Raw genomic sequence first — 15,979 nt, 5'->3', positions numbered from 1 at the left:
TAGATTTGCTGAATGAAGCAATCGCCCCGGCACTGACCCGGCTGGCGCTTCCGATCATGGCGACCTCTCTGGTTCAGATGCTTTACAATCTGACTGATATGGCGTGGATCGGACGCCTCGGGGCAGGCGCCGTCACGGCGGTGGGATCGGCAGGTATGTATACCTGGTTTTCACAGGGATTTGCGATTTTGGCGAGGACGGGCGGTCAGGTAAAGACCGCCCATTGTCTTGGTGCGGGAGAAAATGACAGTGCGGCGCAGTATGCGAGAGGTGCGCTGCAGTTGGGAATTTTGTTTGCCGTGCTGTATGGGCTGGTTTCGCTCTTTGGAGCCAGTCGGTTAATTGGATTTTTTAAATTAAACAGCCCGGAGGTGATTGCACAGGCAGAATGGTATGTGCGGATCGCCTGTGGGCTTGTGATCTTTTCTTATCTAAATGCGATCTTGACAGGACTTTTGACGGCGGCGGGAAATAGCCGGACACCGTTTATCGTCAATGTGGCGGGGCTTGTCTTCAATGTTGTGCTGGATCCGGTGCTGATCTTTGGAATCGGACCATTTCCGGAACTGGGAGTCAGCGGAGCAGCGGCTGCGACGGTCACGGCACAGGCGCTCGTAAGCCTCCTGTTTTTCAAGGCAGTCCTGCGGGAAAAGGTGCTGTTTCCGCATCTGCGTCTCTGGGTGCTGGTTCCGGTGAAGGTTTGGAGGGAGATCGTGCGGATCGGTGTGCCGTCGGCGGTGCAGAACCTGATTTACGCTGGAATTTCGATGATTCTGACCCGCCTTATCACCGGATGGGGTGATCTGGCAGTGGCGGCACAGCGTGTTGGCAGTCAGATTGAATCCGTTTCCTGGATGGTCGGAGATGGCTTTTCGGCGGCAGTCAATGCATTCCTCGGACAGAATTATGGGGCGAAGCGGTATGACCGTGTGCGCCGCGGCTATTTCTGTGCGATCGCGATGACGGCGGCGTGGGGACTCTGCACGACATTTTTGCTGATCGGAATGGCGCGTCCGCTGTTCTCGATCTTTTTGCAGGAAGAAGAGGTCATGGCGATCGGCGTCAATTACCTGCGGATCGTGGGACTGAGCCAGATGTTTATGATGGTGGAACAGACCTCGATCGGTGCGTTTTCCGGTCTGGGGCGAACGCTGTATCCGTCGATCGTCAGCGTGACCTTTACCTCCGCGCGCATCCCAGTGGCGGTGTTGTTGTCCTCTGTGATGGGACTTAGCGGTATCTGGTGGGCGTTAAGTATTTCCAGCATGGTAAAGGGATGCATTCTGTTCGTTAGTTTTGTCCTGTTTTTGTATGTTTTTTTGGAGAGAAAGAAAGATGAGAAAACCGTCTGAAAAGTTACAAAAAACATATGGACGAATTGAGAATTTCGTGAGATAATAGGGACAGGATTGATGTGATAAAATTAACAAAGTACAAAATCCAATCATTTCGAAAGGAGTCTTACAATGATTTATTCACAAGAAGTAGAAAATATGTGTCCAGTAGCCCAGGGCGTAAATCACGGCGCTGCTCCGATCCCGGAGGAAGCAAAGTGGGTTAAGTCCAAAGAAGTAAAGGATATTTCCGGTTTAACACACGGTGTTGGCTGGTGTGCGCCGCAGCAGGGGGCTTGTAAGCTGACCCTGAATGTTAAGGAAGGTATCATTCAGGAAGCTCTGGTAGAGACGATCGGATGTTCTGGTATGACCCATTCTGCAGCGATGGCAGCAGAGATTCTTCCGGGAAGAACCGTACTGGAAGCATTAAATACAGACCTTGTCTGTGATGCAATCAACACCGCCATGCGTGAGCTGTTCCTCCAGATCGCATATGGCAGAACGCAGAGTGCGTTTTCTGAAGAGGGGCTTCCGATTGGTGCCGGCCTTGAAGACCTTGGAAAAGGACTCCGCTCTCAGGTAGGTACGATGTACGGAACTCTGAAAAAAGGTCCGCGTTACCTTGAGATGGCAGAAGGCTATGTAACAGGAATTGCACTGGATGAAGAAGATCAGATCATTGGTTATCAGTTTGTAAACTTAGGTAAGATGACCGACTTCATCAAGAAGGGCGACGATCCGACCACTGCATATGAGAAGGCAAAAGGTCAGTACGGCCGTGTAGACGATGCAGTTAAGATTATCGATCCGAGACAGGAATAATTGTTATTGTACATAGATAGGAATTTTCTGAACTGAAAATTCCGTACGATACATTTCTGACATCGGAGTTTGCCGATTTGGAATGCGAAGCATCGGCAAAATTGCGTTGCTGGGCACGTATGCGTGAACAGTAACAAATAATCACAGGGTACATAGTTAAGGAGGAACATCACAATGGCATTATTTGAATCATACGAGAGACGAATTGACAAGATCAATTCCGTATTAAATAGCTATGGCATTGCTTCGATCGAGGAAGCTGAGAAGATCACGAAGGATGCCGGACTGGATGTATACGATCAGGTAAAGAAGATCCAGCCAATCTGTTTTGAAAATGCGTGCTGGGCTTACACGGTAGGCGCGGCAATCGCAATCAAGAAAGGCTGCCGCAGAGCTGCCGATGCGGCGGCAGCGATCGGCGAGGGACTGCAGGCATTCTGTATTCCGGGTTCCGTAGCAGATCAGCGTAAAGTAGGTCTGGGACATGGAAACTTAGGTAAGATGCTTCTGGAAGAAGAGACCGACTGCTTCTGCTTTCTGGCAGGTCATGAGTCCTTTGCAGCCGCAGAGGGTGCGATCGGTATCGCAGAGAAAGCAAACAAAGTTCGTAAAAAACCGCTTCGCGTTATCTTAAACGGTCTTGGCAAAGATGCGGCTCAGATCATTTCCCGTATCAACGGCTTTACATATGTAGAGACAGAGATGGATTATTACACAGGCGAAGTGAAAGAACTGTGGAGAAAATCTTACTCCAAGGGACTTCGTGCGAAAGTAAACTGTTATGGTGCAAATGACGTTACCGAGGGTGTAGCGATCATGTGGAAAGAGGGCGTAGACGTTTCCATCACCGGTAACTCCACCAACCCGACCCGTTTCCAGCATCCGGTAGCAGGTACATATAAGAAGGAATGCATCGAGAAAGGCAAGAAATACTTCTCCGTAGCATCTGGCGGCGGTACAGGACGTACCCTTCACCCGGATAACATGGCAGCAGGTCCGGCTTCCTACGGCATGACCGATACCATGGGACGTATGCACTCCGATGCACAGTTCGCAGGTTCTTCCTCTGTACCGGCTCATGTAGAGATGATGGGTCTGATCGGTATGGGTAATAACCCGATGGTCGGCGCTACTGTGGCGGTTGCGGTAGGCATCGAGGAAGCTGCGAAGGCTGGGAAATTCTAAAAAATATTGATTTTTCAAGATCAGTCCGCAGCCATTCGGCATCCGTAAAAATAATGTGAGAGCGTTTAGTTTCTTCTGTTCCTTTTACGATGTATTGTAATCCTACATATTTTATATGGTTCCGAGGAAGCGTAGCTTGTACCTTTCCTAAGAACATGGTATCATAAAACCAGTATATGGATGAAACTGCTTTTATCAAGGTAGTTCCGAAGAAAAGGGGAAACGATATAATGTATAAGGATGATACCATTCTGGTGGTCGGTCAGGCGAAACCGAGCAAGGAGGACGCGATTTACAGCCTGCACGGCGAGTTTTATGTGAGTTTTGTGGTAGAACGGACGACGGGAAAGATTCTTGATCTGGAGTGTAATACGATTTTGTCGGTGACGCGCAATTTTGTTGTGTCGATGCTGCTTGGAAAGAGCTTGAAAACAGATTTGGACGAGATGCAGCAGAGCATCCGGGAAAGGTATTTTGCACTGACTCAGAAGCCGCTCATTGCCTGTCTGAAGGACGCACATAACCGTTATATGATGGTGACAGGGCAGAAGTGATGTGGGTATTGGCGGTGTGCTTGTATATACCATAAAGGCACGGTGCTGATAAAACGATGTTACTGTACACGGGTAGGCACTTTTGGAACCGAAAGTGCCGTAAGAAAACGTGGTGGCAGCAGGAATTTGCCGTATTTAAATGCGAAGCCACGGCAAATTCCGTTACTGGGCACGTATGCGTGTACAGTAACAAAACGATTGGCAGAGAATTAACAGAATAAAGATGGCAGCTCATCAGCAGAAATTGATGGGCTGCCATTTTGGTTATCATAGAAACGTATTCTACAACATTATTCTTTTCCGTTCCAGCAATACGTACACAGCTTGCACGGTTCCAGACCAATCGATTCGATTAAATCGTCGAGGCGGTGGAATTGCAGGGAGGTAAAGTTTAAGCGTTTACGGATTTCTTCGACCATTTCCTTATAATTCTGGCTGTCTGGGTTTGCATAATCATCCAGAAGCTCCGGGGAAACATTGTCGCCCTCACGGTCGCGGATGATGCGGCGTGTGATGAGGTCCAGCTCGGAATTGGAGCGGGAGAAGTTCAGATATTTACATCCAAACAGCAGCGGCGGACAAGCCGGACGGATATGTACTGCTTTGGCACCGCTCTGATACAGGAATTCGGTTGTTTCGCCGAGCTGGGTGCCGCGGACGATGGAATCGTCGATTAAGAGCAGGCTCTTGTCGCGGATCAGGGCGTCTACCGGGATCAGCTTCATACGTGCGATCAGGTTTCTCTGGCTCTGGGTGGTCGGCATGAAGGAACGCGGCCAGGTTGGGGTATATTTAATGAATGGACGGGCAAATGGAATGCCGGATTCATTGGCGTAGCCGACTGCATGCGCGATACCGGAATCTGGGATGCCGGCTACCAGATCGGCGTCGGACTGATCGCGTTTGGCAAGCATACGACCGCAGTGGTACCGCATTTCCTCGACGTTGATTCCTTCGTAGCAGGAGGTCGGATAACCGTAGTAAACCCACAAGAAAGAACAGATTTTCATTTCCTTGCGAGCCGGGCTGAGTACCTCTACGCCATCGGCGTTCATGCGGACGATCTCGCCCGGCCCCAGTTCTTTGTAGTCCGTGTATCCAAGGTTGATGTATGCAAAGCTTTCAAAGGAAACACAGAACGCACCATCTTTGCGTCCGATGATCGCCGGGGTACGTCCGAGGCGGTCACGGGAGATATAGATGCCCTCCGGGGTCAGCAGGAGAATGGTCATGGAACCCTTGATTTTTTCCTGTGCCAGTTTCAGACCTTCAACAAGGGAATCTGCCTGACTGATGATGGCGCCGACCAGCTCGGTTGCATTGATCTTGCCGCCGCTCATTTCCATGAAATGAATATGCCCGTTCTTAAATGCTTCCTGAATCAGCTCTTTTTCATTATTGATCTTGCCGACTGTGGTGATGGCATAGCTTCCTAAGTGCGACTGAATTAACAGAGGCTGCGGTTCCATATCTGAGATACAGCCGATGCCCATGTTACCCTGCATTTCATCGACATCGTGCTCAAATTTTGTACGGAACGGGGAATTCTCGATATTGTGGATAGAACGGCTGAAACCGTTTTCTCCATAAACCGCCATACCACCGCGTCGTGTTCCCAGATGGGAATGATAGTCCGTACCAAAAAAAAGATCCAGTGTACAGTTTGTTTTTGATGTGACACCAAAAAATCCGCCCATTTGTTACTTCCTTTCAACTCTTTTGTCAATAAACTCCATGTGTTACGTTGCACGCGTTGTGATGCGTAACGACATCATTTTTATCATAGCATATATTAGGTGTATTACACAATATGAAATATTTATTAAAAATACTTATGAATATTCTTTGGAGCTGTTTACAGGCAGGCACATTTGGGATCGAAAGCGTCATAAGAGAACGTGGAGGCAGCAGGAATTTGCCGTATTTAAATGCGAAACCACGGCAAATTCCGTTACCGGGCACGTATGCGTGAACACTAACCTTGTCAGAAAAATGTAAGAAGTAAAATGGGGACGAAGTGTTCTTAATAAAGGACGAGTGTGATATAATAAAACCATTATACGTGAGCATTTAACATGGTCAGCTGTTCCAAATTGCATCGGAATGGCAGAAGAAAAAGAAAACAATTTGGAGGGTTTGGAGCGGTATGAGAAAAACATGGAAAATGAGAGCAGCAGCACTGTTACTTACGGCGGTCTGTACGGTAGGGGCGTCGTTTGCGGCGTATGCGGATGATGTGCCGTCCGGACCGGCATCGGATATGGAGCTGATTCAGAGGCGGGAGCAGGCGTCCGGTTCCCAGAATGAGGCGGGGGATGCACAGACGGCTGCTGGCAGCGAGAATCATGCTGGCGCAGCGGAAGGACAGCAGACAACAGAGAACCAGGAGACAGGAAATAACGGACAGACTGCTTCTGAGACACAGGGAACGGAGCAGGGGGACAGCCAGGTTCCGGATGGAATGGTAGCCAGCGGCGGTCGTTATATCGATCCGAATGCACCGATGGTGGCACTGACCTTTGATGATGGTCCGTATGCCCCGGTTGGAAACCGCATCATGGACTGCGCGGAGCAGTACGGCGGCCGTGTGACCTTTTATGTGGTCGGAAACCGTGTGAATTCCTATAAGAGTGAGATTCAGCGGATGTATGCCAATGGGCATGAGATTGGAAATCACACGCAGGATCACAAGTATCTCCAGAAGTTAGGCGCACAGGAGATTCGTCAGCAGGTGGAGGCCTGCAATCAGGCGGTTGCCGCGATCACAGGCGAGGCACCGAAAACAGTCCGTCTTCCGGGCGGTGGAAAAAACAGCACTGTGCTTGCCAATATCAGCCAGCCGATCGTACTCTGGAATGTGGATACGCTGGACTGGAAGACGCGCAATGCGGCTTCATCGGTGCAGACCGTGTTAAACCAGGTAAAAGATGGCTCGGTGGTTCTGATGCATGAGCTTTACAATGCTTCCGGTGACGCGGCAGTCACGATCATTCCGGCGCTTGTGGAGCGTGGCTATCAGCTGGTGACGGTCAGTGAGCTGGCGCAGTTCCGCGGTGGACTGGCAGGCGGAACCGTCTATTACAGCTTCCACAAATAAGAGGCTGCATTCACATACGGCGAAAGCCCCCATATTCTAACAGTAAGGGAAGAATATGGGGGCTTTTTCCTGTGAACCGGGCGAGAGAATGGATTCATTGCAATGAGGCGTACAGACGAGGACTGACAGGAAAAGGCGTCGGGGTGGCGATCCTGGACACAGGGGTATTTCTGCATCCGGATTTGGAAAATTGCGTTTACGGATTTCGGGATTTCCTTAAGAAAAAACAGCAGCCGTATGATGACAATGGGCATGGAACGCATGTGGCAGGGATGATTGCCGGCAGCGGCACGGCGTCGGCGGGACGCTATCAGGGTGTGGCGCCGGGGGCGCAGCTGGTCTGCCTGAAAGTGCTGGATCAGAGGGGAAATGGGTATGTATCGGATGTGCTGGCAGGGCTTCGCTGGGTGCGCCAGAATGGCAGCCAGTACGGGATCCGGATTATCAATATATCGGTTGGCTCCTTTACACCGAAGGGAATGAGCGAAGATTCGGCGCTGGTGCGCGGTGTCGATGCGGCGTGGGATGCCGGGTATGTGGTCGTGGTGGCAGCGGGAAATAATGGTCCAGCCGCGCACACGATCACAACGCCGGGGATTAGCCGGAAGGTCATCACGGTGGGATGTGCGGATGATGACCGGGAGGTAGAGGTGGCAGGCAGCCGGATGGTGGACTATTCGGGGCGGGGTCCGACGGACGCCTGTATCTGCAAGCCGGACATTGTGGCGCCTGGATCACGGATTGTGAGCTGTAACCTGCGGCGGAACGGGTACCGTTTTAAAAGCGGGACGTCCATGTCTACGCCGCTTGTCGCGGGGGCGGCGGCGCTTCTGCTGGAGCAGAACCCGGACATGACGAACCGGGATGTGAAGCTTCGCTTTAAAGAGCGGGCAGTGGATCTGGGGTTGCCGCGCAACCAACAGGGCTGGGGGGCGCTGGATATCGGGCGGCTGTTAGAGTAGAAGCGGGGCGGTGCCAGATGGCGTGTACAGGCAGGCATTTTTGCAACGGAAGGTTTTGTGTGAACAGTAATGGCGGCTAACTGTTCACAGGTAGGAATTTTCTGAACTGAAAATTCCGTACGATACAGTTCTGGCAGCAGCTTTTCTCGTCAAAATAATAGACAGAACCAGCCGGAAAATGATATAATTGTAGATACTTTGAATCGCAGAATCAGGTTATAGATCCGGCAGCATCCTGCAGTGCGTCCGGGGGAAAACCAAAAGAAAACAGTTGACATTTACAGCCGGATCCGCTATGATAGAGCTAAGTTTAGAACATTTGTTCGTGATTGGCCGCGGAGCGGCGCTTTGGAGGGAAAGATGAATAAAGAAGACAAGCTGAAAGCATTGGATGCTGCGTTGACACAGATTGAGAAAGCATACGGAAAAGGCTCAGTGATGAAGCTGGGTGATTCTGGTGCGAATATGAATATAGAGACGATTCCGACCGGCTCCTTGAGCCTGGATATTGCACTGGGACTGGGCGGTGTTCCGAAGGGACGAATCATCGAGGTATACGGACCTGAGTCCAGTGGTAAGACGACGGTTGCCCTGCATATGGTGGCAGAAGTACAGAAGAGAGGCGGTATCGCTGGATTTATCGATGCAGAGCACGCACTCGATCCGGCATATGCGAAGAAGATCGGTGTTGATATCGATAATCTGTATATCTCCCAGCCGGACAACGGCGAGCAGGCGCTTGAGATTACCGAGACGATGGTGCGCTCCGGTGCGATCGATATCGTGATTGTGGACTCGGTTGCCGCACTGGTTCCGAAGGCAGAGATTGACGGCGAGATGGGTGATTCCCACGTAGGTCTGCAGGCACGTCTGATGTCGCAGGCACTCAGAAAGCTGACCGCAGCAATCAGCCGTTCAAATTGTATCGTTATCTTTATCAACCAGTTGCGTGAGAAGGTTGGTATCATGTTCGGAAATCCGGAGGTTACGACCGGTGGACGGGCACTCAAGTTCTATTCTTCTGTCCGCATGGATGTCCGCCGAATTGAGTCTCTGAAGCAGGGCGGCGAAGTGATTGGAAACCGTGTCCGCATCAAGGTTGTGAAGAACAAGATTGCTCCGCCATTCCGTGAGGCAGAGTTTGATATCATGTTCGGAAAAGGTATTTCCCGTGAGGGCGATATCCTGGATCTGGCGGCGAAGGAGAACATCGTGGAGAAGAGCGGCGCCTGGTATGCTTATGAGGGCAGCAAGATCGGTCAGGGACGCGAGAACGCGAAGAATTTCCTGGCAGCAAATCCGGAAATCTGCCTTGAGATTGAGAACAAGGTACGTGTCAAATACGGACTTTCCGAAGACACGATGATGCCGGAGGCGTCCAAGGAAGCACCGACGGAGCTTCCGCCGGTAGGAGTGGACGCAGAGGACGAAAAATAGAGCAAAATCTTGTTACAGGGCACATATGTGTGAACAGTAACAGGAAAAGTTACAGCTGGCAGCGTGTGAACTGTAGCTATGAAAAGGGGCTGTATATGCGGATTGAACGCGTAGAATCCCTGGATAAGAGAAAGTGCAAAGTTTTCACGGATGAGGACTTTGCCTTTCTTTTATATAATGGGGAATTAGAAAAATACGGTGTCTGTGAGGGCGCGGTTTTGGAAAAAAGAACGGAGAGGGAGCTTTTGGATCTTTTAAGCCGCCGGGCACATGAGCGGGCGCTGAATCTTTTGAAGGTGCAGGACCGGACGGAAGGAGAAATGTGCCGCCGCCTTTTCCAGGACGGGTATCCGGATTCGATCGTGCAGGAGACGATTGGATTTTTGCAGGAATATCATTTTGTGGACGATGCCAGATATGCGGCGAATTACCTGCAGGTTCATGGAAAGCGGAAAAGCCAGGCGGAATTGAAGCTTTACCTGCAGCGAAAAGGCATATCGCGCGAGATCATCCGGGAGCAGCTGGAAGAGACAGAACATGATTCGGGCGAGGCAATCCGCGTCTTGCTTGAGAAGAAGCATTACAGGGCGGGAGAGACAGCGCCGGAGGAGAAAAAAAAGATCATTGCCTATCTGATGAGGCGGGGATTTTCATGGGAAGATATCCGGAGAGAGATGAAGGAGCAGGAGGATGCACTTGGTTGACTTTCAGGCGCAGAGTCATTTACCAAAGATAATTTTGAATGGATTCTGTTTCATGATTGTGAACGTGCAAATGTATTATAAAACAGAACAGAACGCTGTCTAAAGGTGTCCCAGGAAGCTGGTTAGGAAGCGCTTATTCTGCTTGACATACTGTATAAAACCGTTTAAAATTATAGTATTGTATTTTCGTACAATGAAAACTAAATAAGGAGGTGCTCCTGTGTCACAAGTAATAATTGCGGTTATCGTTACAGGTGTTATTGTAGCAGCTATTACTTGGGTCGTTGCGAACCAGCATCGCCAGAAGACATATGAGGCGAAGATTGGAAGCGCAGAAGAACGATCCAGGGAAATAATAGATGAAGCATTGAAAATTGCTGAGACAAAGAAGCGAGAAGCTCTCCTTGAAGCGAAGGAAGAGTCGTTAAAGACAAAGAATGAGCTTGAGAAAGAAACAAAGGAAAGAAGAGCTGAGCTTCAGCGCTATGAAAGACGTGTACTGAGCAAAGAAGAAAACCTGGACAAAAAAGCAGAAGCGATGGAAAAGCGTGAAGCGGGTATGAATGTCAAGGAGGAGGCACTCAAGAGAAAGACTGCGGAGGCAGAGGCTCTCTATGAGAAAGGTATGCTGGAACTGGAGAAGATCTCCGGTTTAACCTCTGAACAGGCAAAGGAATATCTGCTGCGTTCCGTGGAAGAAGATGTAAAGCATGATACGGCGAAGCTGATCAAAGATCTCGAGGCGAAAGCGAAAGAGGAAGCAGAGAAGAAAGCCAAGGATTATGTGGTGACAGCGATTCAGCGCTGTGCTGCGGATCATGTGGCTGAGACAACCGTATCAGTCGTACAGCTTCCGAATGATGAGATGAAGGGACGAATTATCGGACGTGAGGGAAGAAATATTCGTACACTGGAGACTCTGACGGGCGTGGAACTGATCATCGACGATACGCCGGAGGCAGTTGTCCTGTCTGGCTTCGATCCAATCCGGAGAGAGGTAGCGCGTATTGCACTGGAACGTCTGATTGTGGATGGACGGATTCATCCAGCCAGAATCGAAGAGATGGTAGAGAAGGCACAGAAAGAAGTGGAAAACATGATGCGCGAGGAGGGCGAAGCGGCTCTTCTGGAAGTTGGCATTCATGGTATCCATCCGGAACTTGTCAAGCTGCTTGGTAAGATGAAATTCCGGACAAGCTACGGTCAGAATGCATTGAAGCATTCGATTGAGGTTGCACAGTTAGCCGGACTTCTGGCGGCTGAGGTGGGCGTCGATGTACGGACCGCCAAACGTGCAGGTTTATTACATGATATTGGAAAGGCAGTCGATCACGAGCAGGAGGGAACCCACGTAGAACTGGGTGTGGCGCTCTGTAAGAAGTACAAAGAGTCCGCAACCGTTATCAATGCAGTGGAAGCCCATCACGGCGATGTAGAGCCACAGAGCTTGATTGCATGTCTGGTACAGGCAGCTGATACGATTTCAGCGGCACGTCCAGGTGCGAGACGAGAGACTCTGGAAACATATACCAACCGTCTGAAACAGCTGGAGGATATCACGAACTCCTATAAGGGTGTTGATAAATCCTACGCAATTCAGGCAGGTCGCGAGGTGCGTATCATGGTTGTACCGGAACAGGTCAGCGACGATGATATGGTTCTGATGGCGAGAGAGATTTCAAAGCGGATTCAGGAAGAGTTACAGTATCCGGGACAGATCAAGGTCAATGTAATCCGTGAATCGAGAGTTACCGAGTACGCCAAATAAAACCCGGCAGCAGGGCTGCATGGAGTAAACTTGAGCATGAAAATAAAAGTCTTATGGATGAAGATACATTACATTCATAAGACTTTTTTGTTTCATGGGAAATTGCGTCCTATGAAACAAAAAAACGCTCCGCGAGGATGCGCGCTCGCGCGAAGCAGAAACATGTCGCAAGCGACCGCGCGAGACGCCAGAATGTGCCAAGGCACATTCTTTACATCTTTTTTGAGAGAGAAAGAAATACAGAAAAATACAGGTTTTTTTCATGAAGCGGAAAACGGAAACTCTGTTTTTTGGACAGACTGAAAATTTGCATGAGCAGGGTAAAATAAAGGGTCGTGAGCGTGAAGGCAGGCGGAGAAATTTTGCTTGCAAACTGTCCAAAAGACGAGTATTATAGCATGATAGAGTTGAAAATAGTGATTATTTAGCAGCTTCATGCATTTATTGTGGCGTAATGGTAAGAAGATTGAACCGTTACCAAGATGCTGAATAGAAAGCCAGATGTGGCTGTTGGAAAGAGCAGCTGCAGTCAGACAACAAATGGAGGATCATCCGGCAGGGAAGTGCCGGATGGCAGATGGAGGGAGACAAAGATTATGGCGAAAATTGGTTTTATCGGAATGGGAAATATCGGCTATGCGATCATGCGAAGCCTGCTGAACAAATATAAAACGGAAGACATCACTTTTACGGATCTGAACCGCCGGAGAGTGGCACAGATAGAGAAAGAGACAGGTGTCAAGGCGGTTGACACAAACCAGGATTGTGCGGAAAATGCAAAATATATCGTATTAGCTATAAAACCGCAGTTTTATGACAATGTACTGGCAGATATCAAGGACCATGTAACGAAAGAAAATATTATTATTTCGATTGCACCGGGTATCACGATTGACAGTGTCAACGAGAAGCTGGGCGGTGACCGCCGTATCGTGCGTGCGATGCCGAACACGCCGGCGCTGATCGGCGAGGGTATGACAGGTGTCTGCTACGACAAGAAGCTGTTTGAAGAGACAGAAAAGCAGATGATCAGCAATTTCTTTGAATCTTTTGGTATGATGGAGATCGTTCCGGAATATATGATGAATGCGGTTGTATGTATCAGTTCCAGTGCACCGGCATACATCTATATGTTCATTGAGGCGCTGGCAGATGCGGGCGTTAAGTACGGCATGCCGCGAGATGTGGCTTACCGGATGGCGGCGCAGGGCGTTGTCGGCAGTGCGAAGATGGTACTCGAGACCGGCAAGCATCCGGGCGCACTCAAAGATGATGTCTGCTCGCCGGGCGGCACGACGATCTATGCGGTCAGCGTCCTGGAGGAGTATGGTTTGCGGAATGCGGTTATCAAGGCATGTGACGCATGCTATGAGAAGTGCATCGACCTGAAATAGTGAAAAAATGTTGAAAAAGAACCCAGAAGGAACCTGGATATAAGGGTGAGGAAATATGGAACAGAAAGTAGAAAATCAGGCATCGCTGGAGTCCGTGCCGGTCAAACGCCTGAAACGAGAGTTAAAATATCAGGGAACCATCTTGAAAATGTACGAAGATACCGTCGAGGTAAACGGACATCAGGCAAAATGGGATTTTATCCATCATGACGGCGCGGCAGCGGTGCTTCCGGTTACGGAGGATGGAAAGATTCTCATGGTGCGTCAGTATCGCAATGCGCTGGACCGCTATACACTGGAGATTCCGGCTGGTAAGCTGGATTCGCCGGATGAGGCGAAGATTGACTGCGCGTACCGCGAGCTGGAGGAGGAGACGGGCTACCGTTGTGACCATCTGGAATATCTGATGAGCGTCAACACAACGATCGCGTTCTGTGATGAGGCGCTGGATATTTTTCTGGCACGCGATCTCAAGAAAACCCATCAGCATCTTGACCCGGACGAGGAGATTGAGGTAGAGGCGTGGGAACTTTCCGACCTTTTGAAACGGATCTACGCAGGAGAACTGACGGATGGAAAGACTGTGTCCGCGATTCTGGCGTATGCCTGCAAAGCAGGACAGAAGTAAAAATAAGGATCAGCGAAGCACTGTAAGCATCTGTGATGAAATAAATATATGGATTAAACGCTGAAAGACGCATGAAGCTAACAGCATATAGAGGCAGATATAAAGGCATATTATAAAAAACACTGAATACAGATAAGGTAACAAAGGAATAGGCAGGGATTGCATGTGAAAAGGAGATTCCGGCTTCCGGCTTTAAGTACCTGGGATGTATCAGTGTTTTTTTGGATCCTTGGGATTGTATTGGGGACGATAGCAGCCGTTTGTTTTCAAATTTCGTCCGGGAGAGGACATGCCGGGCTGGAAAGTGTTCTGGCAGCGAGGCTTGGACAAGAAATTGGAGATCCATCGGGTGCCGGGTGGCATCTAAACGCCGGAATGAAGGCAGCCAGCCGGGGAACTTTGTTTTTTCAGGTCTGGCTGCAGCGGTCAGGGATGGCGCTGATGCTGTGGCTGGCAGGTATGACGCCGGTCGCATGCCTGGCTGCGTGGGGTGCTTGTCTCGTCTTAGGTCTGGAGCAGGCATGGCTGCTGGCAGGATTTACTGGCTGGGGCGGTTTTTGGGGACTGCCTGTATTTGTGGCGACGTTATTTCCACAGGTGGTGTTTTATATTCCTGTGTTCTGGCTGCTTCTTTCTTGGGCGCTTGCAAAGGAGAGGCGGATACGGACGGCTGGATTTTTAATCCTTTTATTGGTGCTGGGGATGGGAACTGCGCTGGAAGTGTGGCTGAATCCTGGTTTTGTATCATTACTGGTCTCACACTGCCCATTTTAATGGGGCTGTCCGAATAAAAATATAATTCAAAATTTACAACATATGGGGGTAAAAAAAGTGGACGCACCATATGTTGTATTTTTATGTAAATCAGTCGAAAAATGTAGGAAAAGTGGGGAAAATTATGTTTGATTTTATGGGAAAATGTAGATATAATGATACCTGCGGACGATAAAAGCCCTGTTTGTGGAGAAGAAGGTAAGTTGCAGATAGGGTGAGAAAACCTCAGGAGAATGGATGGTTTGGATGGAGAAATCGATAGGATTGTCGCGGAACGATATTTGCCCTGTAGGCTGGGGCTTTGGCAGAAAATGCCGTGAATAAAAGAATGGCGGAAATGGTTACGAGAATAGATTGGGGAAGTATGAGAGGGGAAGTAGACAGATTTGAACAGTACCTGCGGGAGGTAAAACAGGCATCGGAAAATACCGTACAGTCATATCGGAGAGATCTGATGCAGATGATTACTTATCTGGAGGAGAAAGAGATCCGGGAGGCGGCGAAGGTGACAAAGACCAGCCTGCATGGATATATTCTTCATATGGAAGAGCAGGGAAAGGCGGCTACCACCATTTCGCGGATGATGGCGGCGATGAAAGCGTTTTTTAATTATGAATGTATGCAGGCATGCATCCGGCGGAACCCGGCGGAAAGTCTGCATGCGCCGAAAGTGGAGAAAAAGGCGCCGGTGGTCCTGAGTGTCGATCAGGTATCAGCGCTTCTGGCACAGCCATCCGGGCAGACACCGAAGGAGATTCGGGACAAGGCGATGCTGGCTCTTTTATATGCGACCGGAATCCGGGTGTCAGAGCTTATAGGGATCCAGATGGAAGATATCAATATGAACATTGGATTTCTGGTCTGTCGCGACGGGGAGAGGGAGCGGACGATCCCATTTGGACGTTCGGCGAAAGCAGCGCTGGAGGAGTATTTGGAACATGCGAGAAACGAGCTGCTGCGTGGAAAGGGATCGGACTATTTCTTTGTCAACTGTACAGGCGGCGCGATGAGCCGGCAGGGATTCTGGAAGATTATCAAATATTACGGTGAGAAAGCCGGGATTGAGGAAGATATCACGCCGCACACGCTGCGCCATTCCTTTGCGGCGCACCTGATTGCGAGAGGTGCAGACATGCGGGCGGTTCAGACGATTCTTGGACATTCGGATATGGCGACGACGCAGATGTATGCGGCGTACCGGGAAGATTGAAAAATATCATATAAATTATAAAAATAAAGCACCTGTTTTGTGAAAGACTTGACAAAACAGGTGCTTTATTATGCGCTTTAGTGGTTTAAAGTGCAAACGTTTAACGC

The 15,979-nt window shown here is 49.7% G+C and carries 14 protein-coding genes; 13 read left to right on the top strand and 1 reads right to left on the bottom strand.

Annotated features, from left to right (window positions below; all coding sequences use genetic code 11):
• The first annotated feature begins 5 nt into the window (after positions 1 to 5).
• From DWZ76_RS05410 to DWZ76_RS05395, 4 genes are all read left to right on the top strand, one after another.
• Positions 6 to 1,352, top strand: coding sequence for an MATE family efflux transporter (locus tag DWZ76_RS05410; RefSeq protein ID WP_333523621.1), 1,347 nt, complete (start codon positions 6 to 8; stop codon positions 1,350 to 1,352).
• A 114-nt stretch (positions 1,353 to 1,466) separates the two neighbouring features.
• On the top strand, positions 1,467 to 2,159 hold the full coding sequence (locus DWZ76_RS05405) for a hypothetical protein (protein WP_022359683.1): 693 nt from the start codon (positions 1,467 to 1,469) through the stop codon (positions 2,157 to 2,159).
• A 174-nt stretch (positions 2,160 to 2,333) separates the two neighbouring features.
• Positions 2,334 to 3,344, top strand: a complete 1,011-nt coding sequence (locus tag DWZ76_RS05400; RefSeq protein ID WP_117796353.1) for a GGGtGRT protein — start codon at positions 2,334 to 2,336, stop codon at positions 3,342 to 3,344.
• A 230-nt stretch (positions 3,345 to 3,574) separates the two neighbouring features.
• Entirely contained in the window at positions 3,575 to 3,898 is a 324-nt protein-coding gene (locus tag DWZ76_RS05395) for a DUF3870 domain-containing protein (protein WP_118472103.1), read from the top strand.
• A 290-nt stretch (positions 3,899 to 4,188) separates the two neighbouring features.
• Here the strand turns inward: DWZ76_RS05395 and DWZ76_RS05390 are convergent, their stop codons facing one another.
• Positions 4,189 to 5,595, bottom strand: a complete 1,407-nt coding sequence (locus DWZ76_RS05390; RefSeq protein WP_117796354.1) for an amidophosphoribosyltransferase — start codon at positions 5,593 to 5,595, stop codon at positions 4,189 to 4,191.
• Between the two features lie 449 nt (positions 5,596 to 6,044).
• On the opposite strand from DWZ76_RS05390, the gene DWZ76_RS05385 reads away from it, so the two are divergent.
• The 9 genes from DWZ76_RS05385 (at position 6,045) to xerA (ending at position 15,872) form a co-directional block, all read left to right on the top strand.
• Positions 6,045 to 6,995, top strand: coding sequence for a polysaccharide deacetylase family protein (locus DWZ76_RS05385; protein ID WP_107000344.1), 951 nt, complete (start codon positions 6,045 to 6,047; stop codon positions 6,993 to 6,995).
• Between the two features lie 71 nt (positions 6,996 to 7,066).
• Positions 7,067 to 7,957 carry a S8 family peptidase gene (locus DWZ76_RS05380; RefSeq protein WP_022359678.1) on the top strand — a complete coding sequence of 297 codons (891 nt, stop codon included), beginning with the start codon at positions 7,067 to 7,069 and terminating at the stop codon, positions 7,955 to 7,957.
• Between the two features lie 360 nt (positions 7,958 to 8,317).
• The gene (gene recA / locus DWZ76_RS05375; RefSeq protein WP_022359677.1) at positions 8,318 to 9,394 is read left to right on the top strand and encodes a recombinase RecA; all 1,077 of its coding nucleotides are present in this window, start codon (positions 8,318 to 8,320) and stop codon (positions 9,392 to 9,394) included.
• Positions 9,395 to 9,489: 95 nt separating this feature from the next.
• A complete protein-coding gene (locus tag DWZ76_RS05370) occupies positions 9,490 to 10,098 on the top strand; it encodes a regulatory protein RecX (RefSeq protein WP_118472102.1) in 609 nt (202 codons plus the stop codon).
• Between the two features lie 220 nt (positions 10,099 to 10,318).
• On the top strand, positions 10,319 to 11,866 hold the full coding sequence (gene rny / locus DWZ76_RS05365; RefSeq protein WP_107000340.1) for a ribonuclease Y: 1,548 nt from the start codon (positions 10,319 to 10,321) through the stop codon (positions 11,864 to 11,866).
• A gap of 596 nt (positions 11,867 to 12,462) precedes the next feature.
• Entirely contained in the window at positions 12,463 to 13,260 is a 798-nt protein-coding gene (gene proC / locus DWZ76_RS05355) for a pyrroline-5-carboxylate reductase (RefSeq protein WP_022359673.1), read from the top strand.
• 55 nt (positions 13,261 to 13,315) lie between these two features.
• Positions 13,316 to 13,888, top strand: coding sequence for an NUDIX hydrolase (locus DWZ76_RS05350; RefSeq protein ID WP_118472100.1), 573 nt, complete (start codon positions 13,316 to 13,318; stop codon positions 13,886 to 13,888).
• Positions 13,889 to 14,101: 213 nt separating this feature from the next.
• Positions 14,102 to 14,662, top strand: coding sequence for a hypothetical protein (locus DWZ76_RS05345; protein ID WP_147354380.1), 561 nt, complete (start codon positions 14,102 to 14,104; stop codon positions 14,660 to 14,662).
• Positions 14,663 to 14,999: 337 nt separating this feature from the next.
• Positions 15,000 to 15,872, top strand: a complete 873-nt coding sequence (xerA, locus tag DWZ76_RS05340; RefSeq protein ID WP_347561279.1) for a site-specific tyrosine recombinase/integron integrase — start codon at positions 15,000 to 15,002, stop codon at positions 15,870 to 15,872.
• Positions 15,873 to 15,979 lie beyond the last annotated feature (107 nt).

It is taken from the genome of Clostridium sp. AF35-15 (genome assembly GCF_003477745.1).
GTDB classification, from domain to species: domain Bacteria; phylum Bacillota; class Clostridia; order Lachnospirales; family Lachnospiraceae; genus Otoolea; species Otoolea fessa.
The sequence above is the reverse complement of the archived record's forward strand: the minus strand, read 5'-3'. Positions and strand labels throughout refer to the sequence as shown.

Bases quoted from the DNA above. Each gene is read 5' to 3' on its own strand.
- DWZ76_RS05405 (WP_022359683.1), top strand. From the start codon at position 1,467: ATGATTTATTCACAAGAAGTAGAAAATATGTGTCCAGTAGCCCAGGGC.
- DWZ76_RS05400 (WP_117796353.1), top strand. From the start codon at position 2,334: ATGGCATTATTTGAATCATACGAGAGACGAATTGACAAGATCAATTCC.
- DWZ76_RS05395 (WP_118472103.1), top strand. From the start codon at position 3,575: ATGTATAAGGATGATACCATTCTGGTGGTCGGTCAGGCGAAACCGAGC.
- DWZ76_RS05390 (WP_117796354.1), bottom strand. From the start codon at position 5,595: ATGGGCGGATTTTTTGGTGTCACATCAAAAACAAACTGTACACTGGAT.
- DWZ76_RS05385 (WP_107000344.1), top strand. From the start codon at position 6,045: ATGAGAAAAACATGGAAAATGAGAGCAGCAGCACTGTTACTTACGGCG.
- recA (WP_022359677.1), top strand. From the start codon at position 8,318: ATGAATAAAGAAGACAAGCTGAAAGCATTGGATGCTGCGTTGACACAG.
- DWZ76_RS05370 (WP_118472102.1), top strand. From the start codon at position 9,490: ATGCGGATTGAACGCGTAGAATCCCTGGATAAGAGAAAGTGCAAAGTT.
- proC (WP_022359673.1), top strand. From the start codon at position 12,463: ATGGCGAAAATTGGTTTTATCGGAATGGGAAATATCGGCTATGCGATC.
- DWZ76_RS05350 (WP_118472100.1), top strand. From the start codon at position 13,316: ATGGAACAGAAAGTAGAAAATCAGGCATCGCTGGAGTCCGTGCCGGTC.
- xerA (WP_347561279.1), top strand. From the start codon at position 15,000: ATGGTTACGAGAATAGATTGGGGAAGTATGAGAGGGGAAGTAGACAGA.